Annotated in this window: 21 protein-coding genes and 1 tRNA gene; 17 read left to right on the top strand and 5 right to left on the bottom strand. The window is 69.2% G+C overall.

Going from position 1 to position 22,610, the window contains the following annotated elements:
• Window positions 1–210 precede the first annotated feature (210 nt).
• The 8 genes from ACSHWB_RS17720 to ACSHWB_RS17755 all read left to right on the top strand — a co-directional run bounded on the left by ACSHWB_RS17720 (window position 211) and on the right by ACSHWB_RS17755 (window position 8,057).
• The gene (locus tag ACSHWB_RS17720) at window positions 211–2,193 is read left to right on the top strand and encodes a beta-galactosidase (protein WP_439663114.1); all 1,983 of its coding nucleotides are present in this window, start codon (window positions 211–213) and stop codon (window positions 2,191–2,193) included.
• Window position 2,194: 1 nt separating this feature from the next.
• On the top strand, window positions 2,195–2,992 hold the full coding sequence (locus ACSHWB_RS17725; RefSeq protein ID WP_093605353.1) for a DeoR/GlpR family DNA-binding transcription regulator: 798 nt from the start codon (window positions 2,195–2,197) through the stop codon (window positions 2,990–2,992).
• Entirely contained in the window at window positions 2,989–4,077 is a 1,089-nt protein-coding gene (gene galT, locus ACSHWB_RS17730; protein WP_439663115.1) for a galactose-1-phosphate uridylyltransferase, read from the top strand. The genes ACSHWB_RS17725 and galT overlap by 4 nt, the downstream gene beginning before the upstream one ends.
• Before the next feature lie 51 nt (window positions 4,078–4,128).
• Window positions 4,129–5,631: a trypsin-like peptidase domain-containing protein gene (locus tag ACSHWB_RS17735; protein ID WP_439663116.1), complete on the top strand. Its 1,503-nt coding sequence runs from the start codon at window positions 4,129–4,131 to the stop codon at window positions 5,629–5,631.
• Window positions 5,632–5,811: 180 nt separating this feature from the next.
• Window positions 5,812–6,498, top strand: coding sequence for a response regulator transcription factor (locus ACSHWB_RS17740; protein ID WP_439663117.1), 687 nt, complete (start codon window positions 5,812–5,814; stop codon window positions 6,496–6,498).
• Window positions 6,499–6,521: 23 nt separating this feature from the next.
• The gene (locus tag ACSHWB_RS17745; RefSeq protein WP_439664620.1) at window positions 6,522–7,382 is read left to right on the top strand and encodes a sensor histidine kinase; all 861 of its coding nucleotides are present in this window, start codon (window positions 6,522–6,524) and stop codon (window positions 7,380–7,382) included.
• Window positions 7,383–7,387: 5 nt separating this feature from the next.
• Window positions 7,388–7,888 (top strand): MogA/MoaB family molybdenum cofactor biosynthesis protein, encoded by a 501-nt coding sequence (locus ACSHWB_RS17750; RefSeq protein WP_045311897.1) that lies wholly within the window; start codon window positions 7,388–7,390, stop codon window positions 7,886–7,888.
• Entirely contained in the window at window positions 7,875–8,057 is a 183-nt protein-coding gene (locus ACSHWB_RS17755; protein WP_439663118.1) for a hypothetical protein, read from the top strand. Before ACSHWB_RS17750 ends, ACSHWB_RS17755 begins: the two co-directional genes overlap by 14 nt.
• Before the next feature lie 427 nt (window positions 8,058–8,484).
• On the opposite strand, the gene mscL is transcribed toward ACSHWB_RS17755, so the two are convergent.
• The 4 genes from mscL to ACSHWB_RS17775 all read right to left on the bottom strand — a co-directional run bounded on the left by mscL (window position 8,485) and on the right by ACSHWB_RS17775 (window position 10,529).
• Window positions 8,485–8,925 carry a large-conductance mechanosensitive channel protein MscL gene (gene mscL, locus ACSHWB_RS17760; protein ID WP_439663119.1) on the bottom strand — a complete coding sequence of 147 codons (441 nt, stop codon included), beginning with the start codon at window positions 8,923–8,925 and terminating at the stop codon, window positions 8,485–8,487.
• Window positions 8,925–9,479 (bottom strand): SAF domain-containing protein, encoded by a 555-nt coding sequence (locus tag ACSHWB_RS17765; protein WP_439663120.1) that lies wholly within the window; start codon window positions 9,477–9,479, stop codon window positions 8,925–8,927. Before ACSHWB_RS17765 ends, mscL begins: the two co-directional genes overlap by 1 nt.
• Before the next feature lie 71 nt (window positions 9,480–9,550).
• A complete protein-coding gene (locus ACSHWB_RS17770) occupies window positions 9,551–9,868 on the bottom strand; it encodes an FmdB family zinc ribbon protein (RefSeq protein ID WP_439663121.1) in 318 nt (105 codons plus the stop codon).
• Window positions 9,869–9,962: 94 nt separating this feature from the next.
• The gene (locus ACSHWB_RS17775; protein WP_439663122.1) at window positions 9,963–10,529 is read right to left on the bottom strand and encodes a 5-formyltetrahydrofolate cyclo-ligase; all 567 of its coding nucleotides are present in this window, start codon (window positions 10,527–10,529) and stop codon (window positions 9,963–9,965) included.
• 38 nt (window positions 10,530–10,567) lie between these two features.
• Between ACSHWB_RS17775 and ACSHWB_RS17780 the strand changes: the two genes are divergently transcribed.
• The 9 genes from ACSHWB_RS17780 (at window position 10,568) to ACSHWB_RS17820 (ending at window position 20,078) form a co-directional block, all read left to right on the top strand.
• Complete coding sequence (locus ACSHWB_RS17780) at window positions 10,568–11,452, top strand: UTP--glucose-1-phosphate uridylyltransferase (protein ID WP_439663123.1); 885 nt, start codon at window positions 10,568–10,570, stop codon at window positions 11,450–11,452.
• A gap of 17 nt (window positions 11,453–11,469) precedes the next feature.
• The gene (gene glp, locus ACSHWB_RS17785; RefSeq protein ID WP_439663124.1) at window positions 11,470–12,693 is read left to right on the top strand and encodes a molybdotransferase-like divisome protein Glp; all 1,224 of its coding nucleotides are present in this window, start codon (window positions 11,470–11,472) and stop codon (window positions 12,691–12,693) included.
• Window positions 12,690–13,343, top strand: a complete 654-nt coding sequence (locus tag ACSHWB_RS17790; protein ID WP_439663125.1) for a GNAT family N-acetyltransferase — start codon at window positions 12,690–12,692, stop codon at window positions 13,341–13,343. The genes glp and ACSHWB_RS17790 overlap by 4 nt, the downstream gene beginning before the upstream one ends.
• A gap of 156 nt (window positions 13,344–13,499) precedes the next feature.
• Entirely contained in the window at window positions 13,500–14,210 is a 711-nt protein-coding gene (gene sepX / locus ACSHWB_RS17795; RefSeq protein ID WP_439663126.1) for a divisome protein SepX/GlpR, read from the top strand.
• A 58-nt stretch (window positions 14,211–14,268) separates the two neighbouring features.
• Window positions 14,269–14,341 (top strand) — tRNA-Ala (locus ACSHWB_RS17800).
• 487 nt (window positions 14,342–14,828) lie between these two features.
• Window positions 14,829–15,203, top strand: coding sequence for a cupin domain-containing protein (locus tag ACSHWB_RS17805; RefSeq protein ID WP_439663127.1), 375 nt, complete (start codon window positions 14,829–14,831; stop codon window positions 15,201–15,203).
• A gap of 144 nt (window positions 15,204–15,347) precedes the next feature.
• Window positions 15,348–17,129: a peroxidase family protein gene (locus ACSHWB_RS17810; RefSeq protein ID WP_439663128.1), complete on the top strand. Its 1,782-nt coding sequence runs from the start codon at window positions 15,348–15,350 to the stop codon at window positions 17,127–17,129.
• Between the two features lie 95 nt (window positions 17,130–17,224).
• On the top strand, window positions 17,225–17,716 hold the full coding sequence (locus ACSHWB_RS17815) for a hypothetical protein (protein WP_439663129.1): 492 nt from the start codon (window positions 17,225–17,227) through the stop codon (window positions 17,714–17,716).
• Between the two features lie 367 nt (window positions 17,717–18,083).
• The gene (locus ACSHWB_RS17820) at window positions 18,084–20,078 is read left to right on the top strand and encodes a protein kinase domain-containing protein (RefSeq protein ID WP_439663130.1); all 1,995 of its coding nucleotides are present in this window, start codon (window positions 18,084–18,086) and stop codon (window positions 20,076–20,078) included.
• 43 nt (window positions 20,079–20,121) lie between these two features.
• On the opposite strand, the gene ACSHWB_RS17825 is transcribed toward ACSHWB_RS17820, so the two are convergent.
• Window positions 20,122–22,236 (bottom strand): acyltransferase family protein, encoded by a 2,115-nt coding sequence (locus ACSHWB_RS17825; protein WP_439663131.1) that lies wholly within the window; start codon window positions 22,234–22,236, stop codon window positions 20,122–20,124.
• Between the last annotated feature and the right edge of the window lie 374 nt (window positions 22,237–22,610).

The following is a 22,610-nucleotide window of genomic DNA, read 5'->3' on the forward strand; positions in this document are numbered from 1 at the left end:
CAGGACTCCAACAAAGTTGCGCATAATGTGGTCCCAGTCATACAGCATGTCAAGTCCCGTTACGGAGCTGTTAAACCCCTGCACAGCCGCGTTCCGAGCCGTTGGTCGGCTTTTCCCGGTACTTGTCCCGGTCAGCCGCCGAACAGACCCCAACGGGCAGTTGTGTTTGCTTGTGTTGACGTTGGGGGCGTTGTCGGCCACGCTTGCGCCGTGACCACGTGGCCAACTGACCTGCAAGGCCTCGGCTGGGGGGCTGACTACAACCCCGAGCAGTGGCCGGAACACGCGTGGGCCGAGGACGTCGAACTCATGAGGCGCGCCGGCGTCACCATGGTCAGCCTGGGCATCTTCAGCTGGGCGAAGATCGAGGTGAGCAAGGGCGAGTACCGGTTCGACTGGCTCGACCGCGTGATGGACCTGCTGCACGCCGGCGGCATCCGCGTCGACCTCGCGACCGCGACCGCCGCGCCCCCGCCGTGGCTCACCACCGAGTACCCCGAGATGCTGCCCGTGCGTGCGGACGGTGTGCGGCTCTCGCACGGCTCACGGCAGGCGTACTGCCCGTCGTCGCCGATCTACCGCGACCGGGCGACCGCGCTGGCCGCCGAGATGGCCTCGCACTACCGCGACCACCCCGCCCTCGCCGCGTGGCACGTCGGCAACGAGTACGCGTGCCACGTGAAGCGCTGCTACTGCGACACGTGCGCCGCCTCGTTCCGCGAGTGGCTGTCGAGCCGCTACACGCTCGACCAGCTCAACGACGCGTGGTCCACGGCGTTCTGGAGCCAGGGCTACACCGACTTCGCGCAGGTCCTGCCGCCGCGCGTCACGCCGACGTTCCAGAACCCGGCGCACGTGCTGGACTACGACAGGTTCTCCGACGACGCGATCCTGGAGCTGTACAAGGCCGAGCGGGACGTGCTGCGCATGATCACGCCGGACGTGCCGATCACCACGAACTTCATGGTCAACTGGACGTTCGGCGACCTCGACTACTGGAAGTGGGCCCGCGAGGTCGACTTCGTCTCGAACGACCACTACACCGAGGCCCAGTCGCCGGACCGGCACATCGAACTCGCGATGTCCGCGGACCTCGTGCGCGGCCTGGCGGGCGGCAAGCCGTGGCTGCTGATGGAGGCCTCGACCTCCGCGGTGAACTGGCAGCGGCGCAACATCGCCAAGCTGCCGGGGGAGATGCGGCGGCACTCGTTCCAGAACATCGCCCGCGGCGCCGACGGCACGTTGTTCTTCCAGTGGCGGCAGTCGCGCGGCGGCAGCGAGCGCTACCACTCCGCGATGGTCCCGCACGCCGGCACGGACACGAAGGTCTACCGGGAGGTCTGCAAGGTCGGCGCCGAGTACGGCCGGCTGACCGACGTCCTCGGGTCCACTGTGGACGCTTCCGTCGCGGTCCTGTTCGACTTCCAGTCCGGCTGGGCACTGCGCCAGGACGCCCACCCGACCAACGACTTCGACTACTACCGGCACGTCTTCGGGTACTACAAGGCGCTGTGGCAGTCCGGCGTCACCGTCGACTTCGTGGCGCCGGGCACGAACCTCTCCGCGTACTCGCTGGTGGTCGTGCCGGCGTTCTACGCGGTGTCCGACGCGCACGCCGCCGTCATCGCGGACTACGTGGCGGGCGGCGGACATGTCGTGGTCACGTACCTGTCCGGTGTCGCCGACCAGCACACGCGCGTGCGCCTCGGCGGGTACCCCGGAGCGTTCCGGGACGTGCTCGGCGTGTGGTCCGAGGAGTTCCACCCGCTGCGGGAGAACGAAACGGTCTCGCTGACCGACGGGTCGACCGCCTCGTTGTGGACGGAGCACCTGCACACGCGCACGGCTGACACCGTTGTCTCCTACGCCGACGGCCCGTTGCCCGGTGTGGCGGCGGTGACGCGCAACGCGTTCGGCAACGGTGTCGCCTGGTACGTGGCGTGCGACCTCGACGAGGGCGGTCTCGTCCGAACGGTGGAAAACGCGCTTTCCGGTGCGGGCGTGGCGGTGTCGCCTTCGCCGATCGAGCTTGTGCGGCGCATAGGCGACGTATCGTTCCTCTTCGCCGTCAACCACACCGACACCGACGCGCAGATCGAGGCGTCCGGTGTCGACGTGTTGTCCGGCGAGCAGGTCTCCGGGCGCCTCACCGTGCGAGCCGGGGACGTAGTCGTCCTCAGGGAAGAGGTGTGAGGTGCTGGCACGTCAGCGGCAGGCGGTAATCATCGAAGAGGTCCGTCGTACGGGAGCGGTGCGCGTCAGCGACCTCGTCGTGCGGCTCGGCGTCTCGGACATGACCGTGCGCCGCGATCTCGACGTGCTCGCCGCACGCGGTCTGGTGGAGAAGGTCTACGGCGGTGCGACGTCCGTCGTCGGGCGCTCGACCGACGAGCCCGGTTTCGAGGCCAAGTCGGTGCGGCAGCTGCCCGAGAAGGAGGCGATCGCGGCGCTGGCCGCGGGCCTCGTGCGTCCGGGCACTGCCATCGGTCTGTCCGCGGGCACGACGACGTGGACGTTAGCTCGGTTCCTCGACGACATCCCGGACCTGACGGTCGTCACGAACTCCATCCGCGTCGCCGACGTGCTGCAGCAGAGCGGGCGCACGGACCGCACGGTCGTGCTGACCGGTGGTGTGCGCACGCCGTCCGACGCGCTGGTGGGCCCGGTGGCGGTGCAGGCGTTGCGATCGCTGCACCTGGACGTGGTCTTCCTGGGCGTGCACGGCATGGCCGAGCGCTCCGGGTTCACGACCCCGAACCTCAACGAGAGTGAAACGGACCGCGCGCTCGTCGACGCCGCCGGCCGCGTGGTCGTGGTCGCGGACCACACGAAGTGGGGCACCGTCGGCATTTCCACGATCGCGGACCTCGACGAGGCGCACGTCCTGGTGACGGACGAGGGTTTGCCGGACGACGCGCGGGCGATCCTCTCCGAGCAGGTCGGCGAGTTGGTGTTGGCTCATGTACCGGGAAGTGGCGAGGAGTTGGCGTGAGGCGTACCGCGGGCAAACTGGCGGACGGCCGGGAGATCATCTACTTCGACGACAGCGCTGAGGCGCCACCGAGAGTTGCGGTGGACACCCGGGACCTCCCGGAGACCCAGCCGATGTCCGAAGTCCGGCTGGACCCGTTGACCCGCGAATGGGTCGCGATGGCGGCTCATCGCCAGACACGCACGTACAAGCCGCCGGCGGACCTGTGTCCGTTGTGCCCGTCGACTCCCGGCAGGCCCACGGAGATCCCCGAGGCCGACTACGACGTCGTGGTGTTCGAGAATAGGTTCCCCTCGCTGGCGCAGAACGTGCCGGACGTGCCGTCCACTGTGGATGGTGAGTCGGTGTTCGTGCGCGCGCCGGGGCGTGGGCGCTGTGAGGTCGTGTGCTTCACCTCGGACCACAACAAGTCGTTCGGTGAGCTCTCCGCGTCCCGCGTGCGCACCGTCGTGGACGCCTGGGCGGACCGCGTCGCCTTCTTGTCAACGTTGCCAGGGGTCGAACAGGTCTTCCCGTTCGAGAACCGCGGCGAAGAGATCGGCGTGACGCTCTCGCACCCGCACGGCCAGATCTACGCGTACCCGTTCATCACGCCTCGCACCGAACGGATGCTCGAGGCGGCGCTGGAGCACTACGCGGCACACGGGCGTCCGTTGTTCGGTGACGTGCTGGAGGCCGAGCTTCGCGCGGGCGCGCGTGTGGTGGAAGAGTCCCCGCACTGGGTCGCGTTCGTGCCGGCCGCCGCCCGCTGGCCCGTCGAGGTCGTGCTGGCGCCACGCCGTCAGGTGCCCGACATCGCCGCACTGTCCTCTGTGGAGCGTGACGACTTCGCCTCGCTCTACCTCAAGGTGCTGCACCGCCTGGACGCGCTCTACGACCGCCCGCTGCCCTACATCGCCGCCTGGCACCAGGCGCCGGTCAACGTCGGCCGCGACGAGATGTGGCTGCACCTGCAGGTCTTCTCGGTGCTCAGGACGAAGGACAAGCTCAAGTACCTCGCGGGCTCCGAATCCGGTGAGGCCGTGTGGATCAACGACGTGACCCCGGAACAGATCGCCGAACGGCTCAGGGGAACACACAACTAGCTCCCAGGCTGGTCTAAGGGTTCTCTCAGGCCGAGCCGAGAGACTATGCCCATGACCGAGAGCAACCAGCCAGCGCCGAAGCCGGAAGAGCCCACCTCCGTGCCGCCGAGCGCCGGTCAGACAGACTCCGGCGCGCGGGAGCAGGGCCCGTCGCAGCCGGAACCCGGCCAGCCGGATCCTTTGCAGGGGGGATCCGGCCAGGCTGGGGTTCACAGCGCTCCTGCCGGCCTGGGCGACGTGCCCGCCTCTTTCACTTCGGCCCAGCCGCAGGTGCCCTCACCTGACGCGGGCCAGACGCAGCTCGGCGGGCCCGGACCCGGCCAGCAGCTTCCTCCATCAGGGTCCGGCCAACCTCACCCGCTCGGCCTCGGCGCCACGACCGCGCAGTTCGGCGCGGAGAACCCCTTCACGGGGCCTCAGCCAGGGGCGCAGACGGGTCAGTACTACCTCCCGCCCGGTTACCAGCCCCCACCCGTCCCGCCGCGCCCCAAGGGCCGCGGGAAGGTCGTGGCGGGCGTCGCCGCCCTCGTGCTGATCGTCGGCGGGCTCTCCGGTGGCCTCGGCGGCTACCTGGGCTACACCTTCGCGAACGACTCGTCGTCCGTCAGCTCCCTCGACTCGCCCCGCCCGGCCTCGCAGACCTCGAACGCGCCCGCCGGCTCGGTCGAGGACGTGGCGAACAAGCTGCTGCCGTCCGTCGTGCAGATCCAGGTCAGGACGCGCTCCGGCGCCGGCGAGGGCTCTGGCTTCATCATCTCCGGCAACGGCCAGATCGTGACGAACAACCACGTCATCGAGGGTGCTGCCGCCGGCGGTGAGATCAAGGTGGTCTTCCACGACGGCAGGACGGCGTCCGCGAAGATCCTGGGCCGCGACCCGAGCTCCGACATCGCCGTCATCCAGGCCGACGGCGTCTCGAACCTCCCGGTCGTGCAGCTCGGCAACTCCGGCGACATGAAGACCGGCCAGGCCGTCGTCGCGATCGGCTCGCCGTTCGATCTCTCCGGCACCGTCACCTCCGGCATCGTCAGCTCGGTGAACCGCCCGGTCTCGGCCGGCGGCGACGGCAACTCGCAGGCGACCGTGCTGAACGCCATCCAGACCGACGCCGCGATCAACCCCGGCAACTCGGGCGGGCCGCTCGTCAACATGCAGGGCCAGGTCGTCGGCATCAACTCGGCGATCTACAGCCCGAGCCAGGGACAGGGCCAGGCAGGCTCGGTCGGCATCGGCTTCGCGATCCCGATGGACCAGGCGCGCCGCACGATCGACGAGATCGTGAAGAACGGCAAGCCCAAGCAGACCGTGCTCGGCGTGAAGGTCGAGTCGACCGAGCAGGGCGCGCGCATCTCCGAGATCACCTCCGGCGGCGCGGCCGAGAAGGCCGGGCTCAAGGCGGGGGACGTGATCACCAAGTTCGCCGACCGCCGCATCGACGAGTCGGACACCCTGGTCGCCGCCGTGAGGTCCAAGGCGCCCGGCGACAAGGTCACGATCACGCTGTCCGACAACAGGACGGTGGAGGCCACCCTCGACGGCGTCGAGGTGGGATAGGTCGGGGGACGTCCGGGTTTCCGGCATCCGCCGCCCGCCGGAAACCCGGACGTGACGACCCCGGAGAGGCCGTAGCCGTGCGCACCTGCCCCGTGCGCGGCTGCGGCCTCTTTGTTTCGTCTTCTTACGGCGTTGTGACGCTTGCGGGCCTGCCGGGCGTTCGTGGCTTAGCGTGGTGACGTGGTGGAACGGGTGCTGGTCGTCGACGACGACACGACGGTGCGCGATGTCGTGCGCCGCTACCTCGAACACGCCGGGTACGAGGTCGAGCTCGCCGGCGACGGGGAGCAGGCGCTGCGGCTGATGGCCGAGCAGGAACCGGACATCGTGGTGCTGGACCTGATGCTGCCCGGCATCGACGGTCTCGAGGTCTGCAGGCGGATCCGGGAGCGCGCCAGCACGCCCGTCGTCATGCTGACGGCGCTGGGCGAGGAGGAAGACCGCATCGCCGGGCTGCAGATCGGCGCGGACGACTACGTCACGAAGCCCTTCAGCCCGCGAGAGCTGGCGTTGCGCGTCTCGTCGGTACTGCGGCGGGCGCACCGGCCGTTCGAGTCGCGGGTGGTGCGGGACGGGAACCTCGTGCTGGACGTGGCCGCGCACACCGCGACGCTGGACGGGCGGCCGTTGCAGCTGACCACCCGCGAGTTCGACCTGCTGGCGTTCTTCATCGGCAACGCGGGCAAGGCGTTCGGGCGTGCGGAGCTGCTGGAACGGGTGTGGGGCTGGCAGTTCGGCGACCAGTCGACCGTGACCGTCCACGTGCGACGGTTGCGGGAGAAGATCGAGGAAGACCCGGCGAAACCCCGCCGGTTGAGCACGGTGTGGGGCGTCGGCTACAGGTATGACCCGTGTTCGATCGTCTGAGCCGCGTGTCGCTGACCACCGCGATGACCGTCATGGTCATCGTGCCGGTGGTGGCGACCATCGCCGGGGTCCTCACGGTCAGCGGGTTCATGTTCACGCCGATGCTCAGCGCCGCGCTCATGGCGTGCGCCGTGGTCGCGGTGGTCACCGTGCCGTTCTCGATCATGCTGGGCCGTGCGATCGCGCGGCGCACCATGTGGGAGCGCGAGGCGGAGGCGGCAAGGCGGCAGCTGGTGGCGTGGATCAGCCACGACCTGCGGACGCCGCTGGCCGGGATCCGGGCGATGACCGAGGCGCTGGAGGACGGTGTCGTCTCCGAGCCGGGCGAGGTCGCCGTCTACGCCAAGCAGATCGCGCTGGAGGCCGACCACCTCTCGAAGCTGGTGGACGACCTGTTCCAGCTGTCGCGGATCACCGCGGGCGCGCTGAACCTGCCGATGCACGACGTGGCGCTGGCCGACGTCGTCAGCGACGTGGTCGCCGCATCGCGTCCGGTCGCCCAGCGCAAGGGCGTGGAACTCCGCGCGGACGCTCGCGCGTGGCCGGTCGTCCGAGGCTCCGATCCGGAACTGATGCGTGTCGTGCGCAACCTTGTGTCCAACGCCATCCGGCACACACCGGAGGGCGGCGTGATCTTCGTTCAGGTCGATGTGGACGGAGCCGACGCGGTGGTGCGGGTGGACGACGCGTGCGGCGGCATACCCGATGACGTGCTGCCACAGGTGTTCGACGTGGGATTCCGCGGTTCCACCGCACGCAACCCGACCGGCGCCGGGCTGGGACTTTCCATCGCACGAGGCCTCGTCGACGCCCACCACGGGAGAATCGACGCCCAGAACCACGGTCCTGGCTGCCGCTTCGAAGTCCGACTCCCGCTACGGTGATCGGTATGGAACGCAGCGCGCAGCGCCTTGGCCGCGCTTTGGTCGTGATCGTGGACGACCGGGTGGCGCACGGTGAGCAGGACGACAACTCCGGACCTCTTGTCACCGAACTGCTCGAAGAAGCGGGCTTCATCGTCGACGGCACCGTCGCGGTCGAGGGTGAGGTGGTCGACATCCGGGCCGCGCTCAACACGGCCGTCATCGGTGGCGTCGACCTCGTGGTCACCGTGGGCGGCACCGGTGTGTCCCCGCGCGACGTCACCCCCGACGCCACGCAGGGCGTGCTCGACCGCCCCATCCACGGCATCGCCGAGGCGCTCCGCGCGTCCGGCTTGGCCGCGGGCGCGGTCGACGCGGGCATCTCGCGCGGCCTCGTCGGTGTCTCCGGCAGCACGCTCGTCGTGAACCTCGCGGGCTCGCGCTCCGCGGTCCGCGACGGCATGGCGACGCTGTCGGCTTTGGTGCCCTACGTGATCGAGCAGCTGAGCGGTCTTGACGAAGAGTGATTCTCCGAAGCCGGCCGACGACGACGCCGTAGCGCGTCGTCGCCGGTTGGCCGAGGTGTTCGGCGACGTGCTTCCGGAGACGACGTCGGACGAGCGCGGTGGCGGGGGTTCGGGGGAGGACCGCGAGGCCTGGTACCGCGAGAACCGGCCGCCGCATCACGGTGGCTGAGTGCCGCGTGGTGGCTGCGCCTTGGGGCGTGGGTGCTGGCGTGGTGAGCCTGTGGAGCGGTGTGGCGGGACGGCTTTGAACGCGCCGGACACGCTTGCGGCGCTGCGGGGTGGCTTCGGGCCTGCCGGACGAGCCTGTGGAGCGGCTGGGCGGCTTCTGGCGTGCCGGATGAGCCTGCAGGGCGGGGCGTTGCCGCGTCACGGCGGCTGACCGCTAGAACCCAGGTTCACGAGACTTGCGGTACCGGCTGCGTCCCTGGCCTGGACCGCAGTGCCGGCCAAACGTGCGAGGCGGCTGACCGCCCCGGACCCTCAGCCCCGGCGAGCCACCAGACCTCTCACAACCTGGCCTGGTGCCAGGACAAAGCGCGCGGCACCGCGGTAGAGCGACGGGCTGCGCGCTTCGTCTCGGCGGGGACGGACGGAGATCAGATCGCGGGACCGCGGCGGTCCTGCGGGGTGGCCTGCGGCGGGGTGTTGTGCTGCTGCGCTGCGAGGAGGTCGCGGATCTCGATCAGCAGCTCGACGTTCGTCGGCTCGGCCGGGCCTGCCTCCTCGCCCCTCTTGCGGCGTTCCTGGATCTTCTGGATCGGCAGCACCAGGACGAAGTAGACGACAGCAGCCACGATCGCGAAGTTGATCGCGGCGTTGATCACGTTGCTGAAGTCGAGGTACGTGTCCTCCTTGCCGGATCGGATGTAGAAGCCCAACCCCTTCGTCTCGGTGCTGCCGAGCGAAGCGATGAGCGGCTTGATGAGGCTCGTGGTGAACGCGGTGACGATCGCGGTGAACGCCGTACCGATGACCACGGCGACAGCCAGGTCGACGACGTTTCCGCGCATCAAAAAGTCTTTGAAACCCTTCAGCATCAGCGGAGAGTAACGGCTAAAGCATGATCCAGTGACACTGCGGCCACGCGAGTTGCATTAAGTCTCGGCAACGTGAGGACAACGACCTGGCCGCGCGTCTCCCGCACCGCCGCGTTCTCGGCGAGCACCTCGCCGGACGCCGACACCACGTCGACCCGGCTGCCCGGCCGCAGCACGTCGGCAAGGCCCTGGTCAGCCATCCGGACGGCCACCGACGCCTGGTCCTCCGGGGTGCTCGCGACGTCGAAGTCGGTCAGCGGGATGCCGGCGCGCGCCGGGGACGCGAGCGGTCTGCCCACCAGTTCGGCGGAGTCGGCGAAGGTCCCCGCCACGGGTGAGGCCAGAGAGACCAGCCGGAGGTCGGAGGCGGACAACGACACGCCTGCCGGCAGATCGCGGGAGGCGACCACCGCGGGATGGCCCACGTCGGGCCAGAAGAACGTCATCAGGGCCAGCAACGCGAGACCGAGGGCCAGGAAGCGGCGCCACGCGGCGGAAGGGCGGCGGCGCGCCAGTGAGCGGACTCGGTCGGAAACGGTCGCGGAAAGGGTCATGCCTCCGACCGTAGGACGGTCGGAGGCAGTCGAAGTGGGGTCAGCCGCAAGTTGTGGACAACTCGCGATCTTCAGGACGCGGCAGCCGCCGGAGCGCTCGTCGAGGACGACGACGAGGACTTCGAGTCCGAAGAGGACGACGACGAGGTGGACGTCGAAGGCTTCGAGTCCGAAGAGGACGTCGTGCTGGACGCCGCGCTCTTGGACGAGCCCGAACGGCTGTCGGTGCGGTAGAAACCGCTGCCCTTGAACACGACGCCGACGGCGCCGAAGAGCTTGCGCAGCTTGCCCGAGCACTCGGGGCACTCGGTGAGGGAGGCGTCGCTGAACGACTGCACAGCCTCGAACCGGTGCTCACACGCGGTGCAGGCGTACTGGTACGTAGGCACTGGGTCTGCTCCTAGCTCTGGCACTCGACCTTTGTGAGTGCCAACACGATTTTCGCCCAGGACCTTCCCGGAGCGCAAACACCCCAGGTCAAAGTCACAGCCATCGCAGGCCCACCGAGGGGGTCAGCACGCCGTTCATCCGCACGTCGTGAGGCTCTCCCGGCACGAACGAGAGCACCTCGCTGTCGCGCACCACACCGACCAGCGGGGCTTTGACCAGCGGCAACGACCGATCGTAGTGCCCCTTGCCCTTCCCGATCCGCACCCCGTCCACCGACACGGCGAGCGCCGGCACGAGCACCAGCGAGGCTCCAGCGATCGCCGAGGCGCCGAGCCGGGGACCGGTGGGTTCGAGCAGCTTGAACCCGGCGGGGGCGAGCCCGGACGGCCCGGTGTGCTCGGCCCAGTCGAGCGGCGAGTCGCCCGTCACGATCGGCAGCAGCACCCGGCAGCGCAGCCCGTCGAGCCACGACGCGTCACCGGGCTCCGATCCGACCGGCAGAAACGCGCACACCGTCTGATCAGCGGCAACGTCCAAGGCGGCGACGTGAGCGGCCAACGCCGAAGCTTCGAGCTCACGAACTTCAGCGGACAGCGAACGCCGCGAGGCCAGCAACCGTGAACGAAGCGTGGCCTTCCGGTCACGAAGATCGGACGTCATGACGGGTACCCCTCGGTATGTCGTTAGCATCGCTGCCCATGAGCAGCGCCTTCCACACCGCTATCGTGCCCGCGGCCGGTCTGGGCACCCGTTTCCTCCCCACGACCAAAGCCGTGCCGAAGGAACTGCTGCCCCTGGTCGACACCCCCGCCATCGAGTACGTGGCGCGCGAGGCCGCCGAGGCCGGCGCGACGAAGCTGGTCATCGTCACCTCGCCCACGAAGGCGTCGGTCGCGAACTACTTCGACGCCAACCCCGAGCTCGAGCAGTCGCTCGCCGCGCGCGGCAAGGCCGACCTGGTCGAGAAGATCCAGCGGGCCCCGAAGCTGATCAAGGCGGAGACCGCGATTCAGGAGCAGGCGCTCGGTCTCGGGCACGCCGTCGGCTGCGCCGAGGGCAACCTGACCGGCGACGACGAGGCCGTCGCGGTGCTGCTGCCGGACGACATCATCCTGCCGAACGACGCACTGAAGAAGATGGCGAAGGTCCGCGAGGAGAAGGGCGGCAGCGTCCTGCTGGCGTTCGACATCCCGCGCGAGCAGATCTCCGCGTACGGCGTGTTCGACGTCCGCGACACCGGCAGCGACGACGTCAAGCAGGTCGTCGGCATGGTCGAGAAGCCGAAGCCGGAGGACGCGCCGTCGACGTTCGCCGCGGCCGGCCGGTACCTCCTCGACCGGGCGATCTTCGACGCGCTCAAGCGCATCACGCCGGGCGCCGGTGGCGAGCTGCAGCTCACGGACGCCATCGCGTTGCTGATCAACGAGGGTCACCCGGTGCACGTGGTGGTCCACCGCGGCGGGCGACACGATCTCGGCAATCCCGCCGGATTCCTGCGGGCTGCGGTTGACTTCGCACTCGAGACCCCTGAGTACGGACCCGATCTGCGTGAGTGGTTGCGGGAACGCCTCGACAACTCCTGAGCGCGAGGACCAATCACATGAGGTCAGTTGACGAGCAGCTCGCTCGGGTGATCGCGGCCGCGGTGCGGCCCGCACCCGTGCGCGTGGCGATCTCGGAGTCGCAGGGTCTGCTCTGCGCAGAGGAGGTCATCGCGGAACGCGCGTTGCCCGGCTTCGACCAGGCCGCCGTGGACGGCTACGCGGTGCGCAGCGTCGACGTGTCCGGCGCCAACGCGAGCCCCGTGCAGCTGCCGGTCGTGGGCGAGATCCCGGCCGGCTCCCGGCAGCCGCGGCGGCTGCAGCCCGGCCAGGCGGTGCGGATCGCGACGGGCGCGCCGCTGCCGACGCTGGCCGACGCGGTCGTGCCGCTCGGGTACACCGACGGCCACCAGGCCAAGGTGACGGTCAACCGCAGCGTGCCGTCCGCGGGGTTCGTCCGCCGCACCGGTGAGGACGTGCAGACCGGTGACGTCGCCGTGCGCCGCGGCGCGTCCATCGGTGCTGCCCAGGTGGGTCTCCTGGCCGCCGTCGGACGCAACAAGGTGCTCGTGCACCCACGTCCGCGCGTGTCCGTCATCTCGCTCGGTGAGGAGCTCGTCGACGTCGACCGCACGCCCGGCCAGGGTCAGGTCTACGACGTGAACTCGTACGCGCTGGCCGCCGCCGCACGCGACGCGGGCGCCGAGGTCAGCAGGGTCGGCATCATGTCGGCCGACCCGCGCCGGCTGCGCGAGGTGATCGAGGGCAGGCTGCTGCTCTCCGAGATCGTCGTCGTGGCCGGCGGCGTGGGCGGCACGATCGGCGACGAGGTCAGGGCCGCGATCACGGACCTGGGCGACATGGACGTCACCCGCGTCGGCATGCACCCCGGTTCCGCGCAGGGCTTCGGCCGGCTCGGCCCGGACGCCGTGCCGACGTTCCTGCTGCCCGCGAACCCGATGAGCGCCCTCGTGGTGTTCGAGGTGCTGGTCAGGCCCCTGATCAGGGCCGCGCTGGGCAAGAAGAACCCGTACCGCCGCGCCGTCAGCGCACGCCTGCTCTCGCCGCTGCAGTCGACGAAGGGGCGCCGCGGCTTCCTGCGCGGCCAGCTGCTGCGCGACGCGGACAACGGCGAGTACCTGGTGCAGCCGCTCGGCACGTCCGGGTCGCACCTGCTCGCGTCACTGGCGGAGGCCAACTGCCTGATCATGGTCGACGAGGACGTCACCGAGGTCTCCGTCGGTGAAGAGGTGCTGGTCAGCTTCCTTGCGCAGCGTGGATGAGCGTTTTCGCCGATCTCGGTAGACACCCCGGCTGGCCGGTCCGGCTGGGGCCTCTTCAGGTGCGCGCGGGAACGGTCGAGCTGCGCGGACCCCGGCTCTTCGACGGCGGTAAGTGGTCGAGGCTGCGCATCCGGGACCGCGCCTACCTCGAACAATGGGAGCCGACGGCGCAGGAGGGCTGGAACGAGCGCAACGCGACGCTGTCCTGGCCCGCCCAGTGGTCGTCGCTGCGCGGCATGGCCCGGCGCGGCTCCACGCTGCCGTTCATGATCCTCGTGGACGGCGAGGTCGCCGGTCAGATCACCATCGGCAACATCGTGCGCGGCTCGCTGCTGTCGGCATGGATCGGCTATTGGGTAGCCGCTGATCGGGCGGGAGGCGGCGTCGCAACGGCGGCGGTGGCGTTGCTCACCGACCACGCTTTCCGCGACGCTGGTCTGCACCGGCTCGAGGCCACGGTCCGTCCCGAGAACGGCGCCTCGATCCGCGTGCTCACGAAGTCCGGATATCGCGAGGAAGGCCTCTTCAAGCGTTATCTGGATGTTGCCGGGCAGTGGCGCGACCACCTCTGCTTCGCGCTCACGACCGAAGAGGTCCCTGATGGCCTAGTGCGCCGTTTGGTCGCACGCGGAGAGGCCCGTCTTCCCTGACGTTTGCTTCCATTTGCCCTAATCACTTCACCCAAAAGTGGGTGATACACCACACTTTGGTACGCACTGAGGTCGGCGTGCCTCCGACACAGGTGTGACTGTTGTGACTAACGTGGTTGGCAGCACCACGCGTGGGCCGGGGGAGGTGAACGGGGAATGCCGAGTTCGCTGATCATCGTTGCGCTGGTCGTCGCATGGCTGGTGGTCCTCGTCCCCATGATGGCCCGCAAGCGCCAGGAGAGTGCGCGCAGCGTGGGGGAGGAGTACGACGCCATGCCAGACGCCGAGTACGACGACATCCACGACATCGACGACGACTACTTCGACGAGGAGGAGTACGTCGAACGCCCCTTCCGGCGCGGCCGCGGTGGCTACGACCCGGAAGCCGCCGTGCTGGTGGCGCAGGCCAAGTACGCGTTCCGCCGCAGAGTGGTGGCGTTCCTGCTGGTCGCCGCCGTGGCGTCGGGAATCGTCGCCGGCGTGTTCTACGCGAAGCTCTGGTACGGCCACGCGGCGCTCGACCTGCTGCTCGTCGGCTACCTGACGTACCTGCGCCGGCAGGTGCGGATCGAGGAGGAGATCCGCGCACGCCGGCTCGCCCGGTTGCAGCAGGTGCGTCGCCGCCGTGCGACGGGCCCGCAGCAGCAGGAGGTCGCTGCCGCGGAGCCGGTGCAGCCGGTCGTCGAGGAGCTCGAGACCACCAAGGTCGAGGTCGTCGAGGACAGGCCCGCGCTTCCGCCGTTGCCGCGCTTCCAGCACCACGTGCGTCCCGGCACCATTCCGGTCGACTCCGACGACGAGGACCCGGTCTTCGTCGAGTTAGAGGGACTGGAGTCGCTGCGGTACCGAGGTGCTGTCGGTGCATAGGTGGGGGTGGTGAAAACACCCCCTCCGGCACTGCTATAGTTCTCTCGTAACACCGCAAGGGGCTGTAGCACAGTTGGTAGCGCGTCTCGTTCGCATCGAGAAGGTCAGGGGTTCGATTCCCCTCAGCTCCACAAAATCGTCAAAGGTCGTCCACTTTGGAGTGGGCGGCCTTTTTCGTTGTCAGCACGGCATCTCGGGCAGTGGTGACGGCCTGGGGTGCTCGACAGGTTCTCGCAGCGTTGTCGGAGTCGAGCTCCGCCACGTCGCCGTAGTACGGGTGGTAGGTAGCCGGCGGCCGCTCACTGCGCGGCCCGTGGAGCGCGTCCCAGCCCAGTTGGGCTCCTGGTCGCCCCAGAACGTGACCGCGGGGGACCACGGGTACTTCACGTGGTCCGTCGGTGAGGGCGTGGGCACCGGGAAGACGGCGTCGGACCACTCCTGACGGTGGCGGCCCAGTCGTCGCACATCGGAGTCGAGAGTGGGCGTGATCGGCTCGATCGAACGAAAGTCTTGGTCGGACTGGACGTCCGCTTGTCGCTCGATGTCACCGTAATGTGGATGCCACTTTCGTCTATATACCGGCCGTAGGCTCGTTCGGCTCCCGAAAGGCTGTTCCCCATGAGCGACGCACCGCAGGACAAAGTGACTGTCCTGTCCGCTGAGGCCCTCGCCCAGTTGAAGTCGTTCCCGCTGCACGGCGACGAACGGCTGCAGAACAAGCTGCTGTGGAAGTCCCCGAACGGCGACACGATCGTGGGTCTGATCCAGATGGCACCCGGCGCGCGCGACGTCGGCCACAACCACCCGTCGGCGACGCAGCACACGTGGGTCATCGACGGCACCGTGAGCATCGGCGGTGTGGAGGCGACGGCGGGCTCGTACGCGTTCGTGCCGCCGGGCGTCGACCACGAGACGATCGCGGGCGATGACCCGGTCACCATGTTCTACGTCTATCAGCCGTTCGCTCCCGAGCACGACCACCACGACCACTGACAGGTCCCTGCCAGGAACTGGACGGGACTTGGAACCCGGCAAAGGCGGAAAGTCCAGGGGAATTCCCAGTTGCGTGGCCTGGATCTGTCACGCGGTGAAGAACTGGACACGTTCGGTAGTGGCGCCCGTCGCCATCATCGGCCCATGCAGGTCTTGCGCAAGGCAGCGGCGTTGGTGGCGGTCGGGGCGTTCCTGGGGAGCGGCGTCGCCCACGCGGGGTCCCCGCTCTTCGAGGTGCAGAGTCTGGACGGGCGCGGCAACAACCGCGCCCATCCCGAGTGGGGGACCGTCGGCGAGGGCTACTCCCGGCTCGCGCCCACGAGGTACGCGGACGGCGCCGGGCAGCCGGTGGAGGGGCCGAACGCGCGGTACGTCAGCAACCGGATCTTCGCCGAGGGCGGGCAGCGGTACCTCTCCGAGCGGCACGTGAGCCAGTGGGCGCAGGTGTGGGCCCAGTTCGTCGACCACACCTTCGGGCTGCGCGAGGACACGGCCGTCGACGCCTCGATCCCGTGGGACAACGAGGCGCCGCTGGAGACCGTGCGCAACGACCTGCTGTCGACGCCCATGCGGCGCAGCGGCGAGGTGCCGGGGTCGCAGCCGCGCGAGCAGAAGAACATCGTCAGCTCCTACCTCGACGGCTGGGCGGTCTACGGCGGCAGCGAGGAGCGGCTCGACTGGCTGCGCGACGGCGCGAAGCTGTTGCTGCCCAACAACCTTCTGCCGCGGCGTGACGCGCGGGGCAACGCGGAGACCGCGCCGCCGATGACCGGTCCGTTCGGGGCGATCACCAGTGGCCCCGGCGTCGTCACCGGCGACATGCGCGGCATGGAGAACGGCACCATCACCGCCGTGCAGACGCTGTTCGCCCGCGAGCACAACAGGATCGTGGACCTGCTCCCGAGGAACCTGTCCGACGAGGAGAAGTTCCAGATCGCGCGCAAGGTCGTGAGCGCGGAGCAGCAGTGGATCACCTACCAGGAGTTCCTGCCGGCGATGGGCGTGCGGCTCGCCCCGTACCGCGGCTACAACCCGGAAGTGCGCACGAGTCTGGCGAACGAGTTCGCGACCGTCGGCTACCGGTCGCACAGCACGGTGCGCGGTGACCTGTCGGTCGTCACGCAGGCGAGCCGCTACTCGGAGGCGCAGCTGAAGACGTTGCGCGACAAGGGATTCACCGTGACGATCACCGGCGACAAGGCCGAGATCGCGGTGCCGCCGCAGCTGCTGCCGTTCAACCCCGACCTGGTCGACGACGTGCAGCTCGGCCCGTTGCTGCAGAGCTTCGGCCGGCAGGACGAGGGCCTCAACGACGAGCTGATCGACGAGAACACGTTGCGCAGCATCATCTTCGTCATCCCCGGCTGCCAGCCGCGCTGCCTGACCGCGGTGATCGACGTCGCCGCGCTGGACGTGCAACGCGGACGCGACCACGGCATCGCCTCGTACAACGACGTGCGCCGCGCCTACGGCCTCGCGCCGAAGCCGTCGTTCCGGGCGATCTCCGGCGAGGCCACCGAGTCGTTCCCCGCAGACCCCGAGCTCACGCCCGGCGCCGAGATCGACGACCCCGACAGCCTCGACTGGATCGGCCCCGGCCAGCGCCGCACGACGGTCGCCGCGCGGATGAAGGCCATCTACGGCGACGTCAGCGGCCTGGACGCGATCGTCGGCATGATGGCGGAGCCGCGGCTGCCCGGCAGCGAGTTCGGCGAGCTCCAGCACGCCATCTGGAAGAAGCAGTTCGAGGCGCTGCGCGACGGCGATCGCTTCTTCCACGCCAACGACCCGTCCCTGAAGTTGATCAAGGCGCGGTACGGCGTCGACTACCGCCGCACCCTCGGTGACCTGGTCGCGGCCAACACCGACGTCCCCAGAGGAGACCTGGCGCACAACGTGTTTCGCACTCACCCATCTATGGGGTGAAGTTGGGTGAAGAATGCGGCGTCGACAAATAGTTTTCTCTCATGAGATCTGTGGTCGCCGCGTTATTACTCGTGGCCGGCACCTCCAGTGGTGCAGTGGCGTCGACCGAAGACCCTGCAGCCAGGTGCACGGCCGCCCGTCCCGTCGTCTCCAGCACGGAGACAGCTGTAGAAGCGCGCGTTCTCACCGGCTGCACGGCCGGTGAGCTCGTCGTCTTCCGGGCCACGATGACCGCACGGGCCCACGGCACCTCCTGCGCCGCGGTCTCCGAGGAGCTCGAGGCGGACCCGGCCACCGAGCCGCAGTGGATCCGCGCCCGCCTGGAACTGGTCTGCGCACCCGGTGAGAAGGGCCTGGTCGGCTCCCAGATCACCGTCGAGATGCACGACCAGCGCAACACCCGCGTCGCCACCTACGGGTTCGGCGACTCCTTCACCGATCGCGACCCGGCCGCGCGGCATCGGTGGACCATCGAGTTCGTCGCGGGCCTCGGTGACCTGCCGGTGGCGCCCGATCCGGCCGCTTCCAGCGCGTCAGCGGGTAAGGGCAGCTCGCGTGTCCACTCGGATCACGTCTACGACGGCTGACCCCTCTTCTGCACGACTTGCCTCATCGGGACGAGCTTGCGACAGCGCTCGTCATGCGAAGCCTGGGCTGCGGCTCGGCGAGGAAGCCGTGTTTCCATCGGCCACGCAACGTGACGGCAGTTGCGGAGTCGTTCGTGCTCGTACGTCTTCCCGGCTTCGATAACGAATCGTGCAGAACGGGCGACTTCTGTCAACGGAGCCGTCCATCGCAACGTGTAAGAGCCAACAGGCCCAACACGTGGTCGACGGAGGCACAACGCGATGATCAAGAAAAGGGTTGCTGTGTCGTCAACCGCAAACCAATCACGCACCGTACGCTGACTGGTCGCCTAGGCTGGGGGTGATCTCGGAAGGGGTGGTGTGAGTCGTGGGGCTCGCTGAGTCCTTGCTCACGTGGCTGCACGGCTTCGTGGGTGCGAGTGTCTGCCCCGGTGACTGGGTGTGGACCACCACGGCACTCGGCGCGGTGCTCGGGTTGTTCCCGACGATCGGTGCGCTGCTGTCCATCGCGGTGCGCCGGGTGGTCGGCAACTCCTACGGTCCCGTGACCGGTGCCATCTTCACCGTGCTCGGCGTCGCCAGCTGTCTGGTGCTGCCGTGGCTCATCATGCGCGGCACCGTGCAGGGTCTGGCCAAGCGCTCCATCGACGGCTCCGCCTCGCTCGACGCGGACACCTGCTTCGGCACGTTCTCCCAGGGCAGCTACCTGGTGGACGGCGCTCCGTCGATCATCGGTGTGATCCAGCGGCCGACCGAGCAGCCCCTGTTCCTGGCCGCCGCGGGCGTGACCGTCGCGCTCGCGCTGCTGTGTCTGCTGTTCGTCATGCTGCAGTCAGGCTCGGCGTTCCGGCTCGGGCCGAACTGGCCGCGCAGGGTGTTCTGGCCGATGTTCCTGGTACTGCTGGTGACGACGTCGGCATTCCCCGTGACGTTGGTAGGCCATGTGCTCCTCGGGTTTCTGCCGATTGCGATAATCGGCTCAATCGTCGTGCGGATTTTCGGGTTGACTACCGCCATGCTGAACCGCCCCGGCCGCGACCGGTCTCAGGACCGGAACTCGCAGAACTCGCCGCCACCGCAGCCGGTGGCGCGCAAGCCGCAGCCACAGAACAACCAGCTCCCGGCTGGTCAGCCCGCGCAGAAGAAGGCGCCGACCAAGCCGATGGACGCCTCGGCGCACCGGCCGCCGCCACAGGGCTCGCCCCAGGGTTCGCCGCAGAACCCGCCGCCGTACCAGCCGGCGCAGGTGCCGAAGTACCAGCCGGCGCCGATGAACCGGCCGATGCGCCCGGTGACGCAGCCGCAGCCGTCGCCCCAGAACCAGCCGCCCCGGCAGTACCCGCCGACCCGCGTCGCCGAGATCCTGCCGCAGCCCAAGGCCCCGCAGCCGTCGAACCCGGCGGTGCTCGCGGACACGCCGGGCCCGTTGCCGTTCGGTCCCGGCGCGGCCAACGCCGAGTCGCCGGCGCCGGTGCAGAAGTCGGGCAAGGTCTGGAACCCCGGCAACGGCAGGTTCCGCCGCGTCCGCCAGCTCGGTTCCGGCGGCTTCGGCACGGTCTGGCTGGCCGTCGACGAACAGCTCGACCGCACGGTCGCGGTGAAGCTCGCGCACGCCCCGGACAACGACACCGAGGCGCGCATGCTCCGCGAGGCCCGCGCACTGGCCGCCGTCCGCCACCCGAACTGCGTGCGGGTCTTCGACATCGTCCAGGACCCGGACGGCCTGGCCCTGGTGATGGAGTACATCGAGGGCGCCTCGCTGTCGGAGACGGTCCTGAAGAACGGCCTGATCGACGACAAGCTCGCCGCCCGCCTGTGGCTGAACATGGCCGACGCGCTGGCAGCGGCCCACGACCGCGGCGTCCTGCACCGCGACGTGAAGCCGTCCAACGTGATCGTCGACGGCCAGGGCACCGCGCACCTGATCGACTTCGGCATCGCCCGCTCCAAGGGCGACAGCACCCTCACCGCCACCGGCATGATGGTCGGCACCCCGGACTTCCTCGCACCGGAAACGGCTCGAGGCGAGACGGCGTCCCCGGCCTCGGACTCCTGGCAGCTCGCCGCCACGGTCTCCTACGCCCTGACCGGCCACCCGCCGCGCGGCTCCCGCGAGAACCCGATCTCCTCGCTGATGGCCGCCGCCCAGGGTGAACCGATCACCAAGCTGCCGCAGAAGAGCGCGCACGCCCGGCTGCTGCTCGCGGCGATGGACCCCGAACCGGGACGCCGTCCGTCGCTGGCTCAGGTGCGGGGGCAGCTGTCGCAGTTCCTCGACCAGCAGGGCATGAGCAAGGAAGGCCCGGTCACGAAGATGATCAGCAAGCCGACGCCGCCTCCCACGCGGCACATGCCGATGTAGGTGTCCCCGAGGGGGAACGTCCGCGGACGTTCCCCAGGCGGCCTCAGCGCAACGCCTTGGCGAGGATCGGCGCCAGCGAACGGCTGTACACGGCGTTGATGTGGTCGGGGTCGTAGTAGACCGGCACCTTGCCCACCACGGCGTAACACAGCTTCTCGTCGCAGAAGTAGTCGGTCAGGTCGATCACGGACACCCCGGGGTTCTTCGAACCGCGGGCGGCCTCGACCAGCGGCTCGGGAGGCTGAGCCTTCGTTCTGGGGACCGCGCACGCCTGAGGGTTCGACGGGTTGAGCACCACGCAGTCGTGCGAGCGGACGTCGCCGTTGTAGGGCGGGTCGGCGAGAGCGACCACGCGGACACCCGCGTCGGTCCACTTGCGCCAGCGCGGCTCGAGTCCGTCGCGGTACTGGTCGGCCTGGCTGCGGCCGCTCTTGTCGTCGACCTTCTCCTGGCGCGAGAAGAACGACATCAGCACCAGCGACGGCTTGTCGGCGGCGATCACGTCGGTCATCCGCCTCGTCCAGTCCGAGCAGGCCTTCCAGTGCTCCTGGTTCGCCGGATTGCCGCGGAACTCCACCATCGTGACGTCCGCGAACGGGCAGGCACCCAGGGCACTGGTCCTGAGCAGCCACTTGCGCTCGCGGGCCAGTTCGAAGATGGCCATCTGCCACTGCTGCGCGTGCGAGTCACCGAGCAGCCAGACCTTCTCCGGGTTGGCGGCACCGCCGCTGTAGTCGCAGATCGCCGTCGTGTTCCGATCGCCCGCGTCGTACTGCGGGTCCTGCTTGCACAGCGGGTCGTGCCGGAAGTACTCGTTCGCCGGACCCATCGCGGTGTCACGGGCCGGGCCGAACGGCTCGGTGCAGCCGTTGGCGCCGACCAGGGCACCGGCGCCGTGGCACGGCGTGTTCAGCCCCGCCGCCGCGTCACGCTCGGCCTGCGCGACGTGCCGCCCGTAGGTCAGCTGCAAGCCGGCCGCGATGACCGCCACGACGACGACACCGGCCGTCATCGCCGCGAACGTGAGCTTGCTGCTCCGCGTCAACGGGCCCCACGACATCCCGCGGTCCTCGATCAGCACCTTCGACAGCCACGCCAGCACCAGCGACAGCGCGAGCAGGCCGAGCAGCCACGGCGTGCTGAGCTCGCCCTTGTCCAGCAGGCCGCTCAGCGCGAACGGTGCGAGCAGCAGGACCGGCCAATGCCACAGGTAGAGCGAGTAGCTGACGTTGCCCACGAACTGCACGGGTCGCGACGCTGTCACGGCGGTGTGCCACTGACGGCCGGGACGCAGACCGGAGACGATCACGAGACCGGTGCCGACCACGGGAACCAGGGCGAGGTAGCCGGGGAACGGCGTGTGGTGGTCGTAGACGAACGCCGAGACGATGATCATCGCGAGCCCGGCGAACGCCGCCAGTTCCGCGGCCACGCGCGGCAGCACGAGCCGCGAGCTCGCCAGCGCCACTCCGGCACCGATCGCGAACTCCCACACGCGCACCGGGGTGATGAAGTACGCCGCGCTCGGCGAGGCGATCGTGTAGTAGACGCTCAGAGCCAGCGACACGGCGCCCAGGACGGTGACGCCCGCCAGCACCCAGCGGCGCCTTTTGAGTGCGAACAGGCCCATCAGCAGCAGCGGCCAGAACAGGTAGAACTGCTCCTCGACCGACAGGGACCAGTAGTGCTGGACCAGGCTCGCGGCCGCGTTCTGCGCCGAGTAGTCGACCGACTTGGCCGCGAGCCGCCAGTTCTCCCAGTAGGTGGCGGCGGCGAAGGACTCCCAGGCGTTGGCGGTCCAGCGCGGGTACGGCAGCAGGAGGTACGCCAGGACCATGCTGACGGCGAGCACGAGCAACGCTGCCGGAAGCAGCCGCCTGACCCGCCGCGCGTAGAACCTGCCGAGGCGCACCCGGCCGGTGCGGACGATCTCGCGGTCGAGGTGCGAGGTGATCAGGAAGCCGGAGATGACGAAGAAGACGTCGACACCGACGTAACCGCCGGTCATCGCGTTCGGCCAGAAGTGGTTCACCACCACGGCCAGCACCGCGATCGCGCGCAGCGCCTGGATGTCGGACCGGAAGCCGGGCGACTTCGACCTGCCGTCATCGGTGGTCGGCCTGTCGTGCCCCTGACGTGCCTCTACGTTGGTGCTCATACCGCGTCGGACTTCCCCAGAACAGGTTGCACGAGGAGCCCGCGGAGAGACGCTTCCGTCAAGTTCGCTCGATCGGTTGACTGGACGGGGATGGTAGACCAGGAGTCGGTTCCGCCGGATGTTCCTGCCGACGCTTGGTCGGTCCGGGTGAACGTCGGACCGGTTCGTAACGGTGATTCACCGTTCAACGACCTAAGCCGTGGTTCACCCGGAAGCCTCGGCATCTCACGGATGCCAGCGAAGAGTGGTGAGGCGGTTTCCGCCGATCGTCTCACCACTCACCGGACTCCTGGCAGCTCGCCGCCACGGTCTCCCACGCCCTGACCGGCCACCCGCCGCGCGGCTCCCGCGAGAACCCGATCTCCTCTCTGATG

This window comes from Lentzea sp. HUAS TT2, assembly GCF_051853195.1.
Taxonomy (GTDB): Bacteria; Actinomycetota; Actinomycetes; order Mycobacteriales; family Pseudonocardiaceae; genus Lentzea.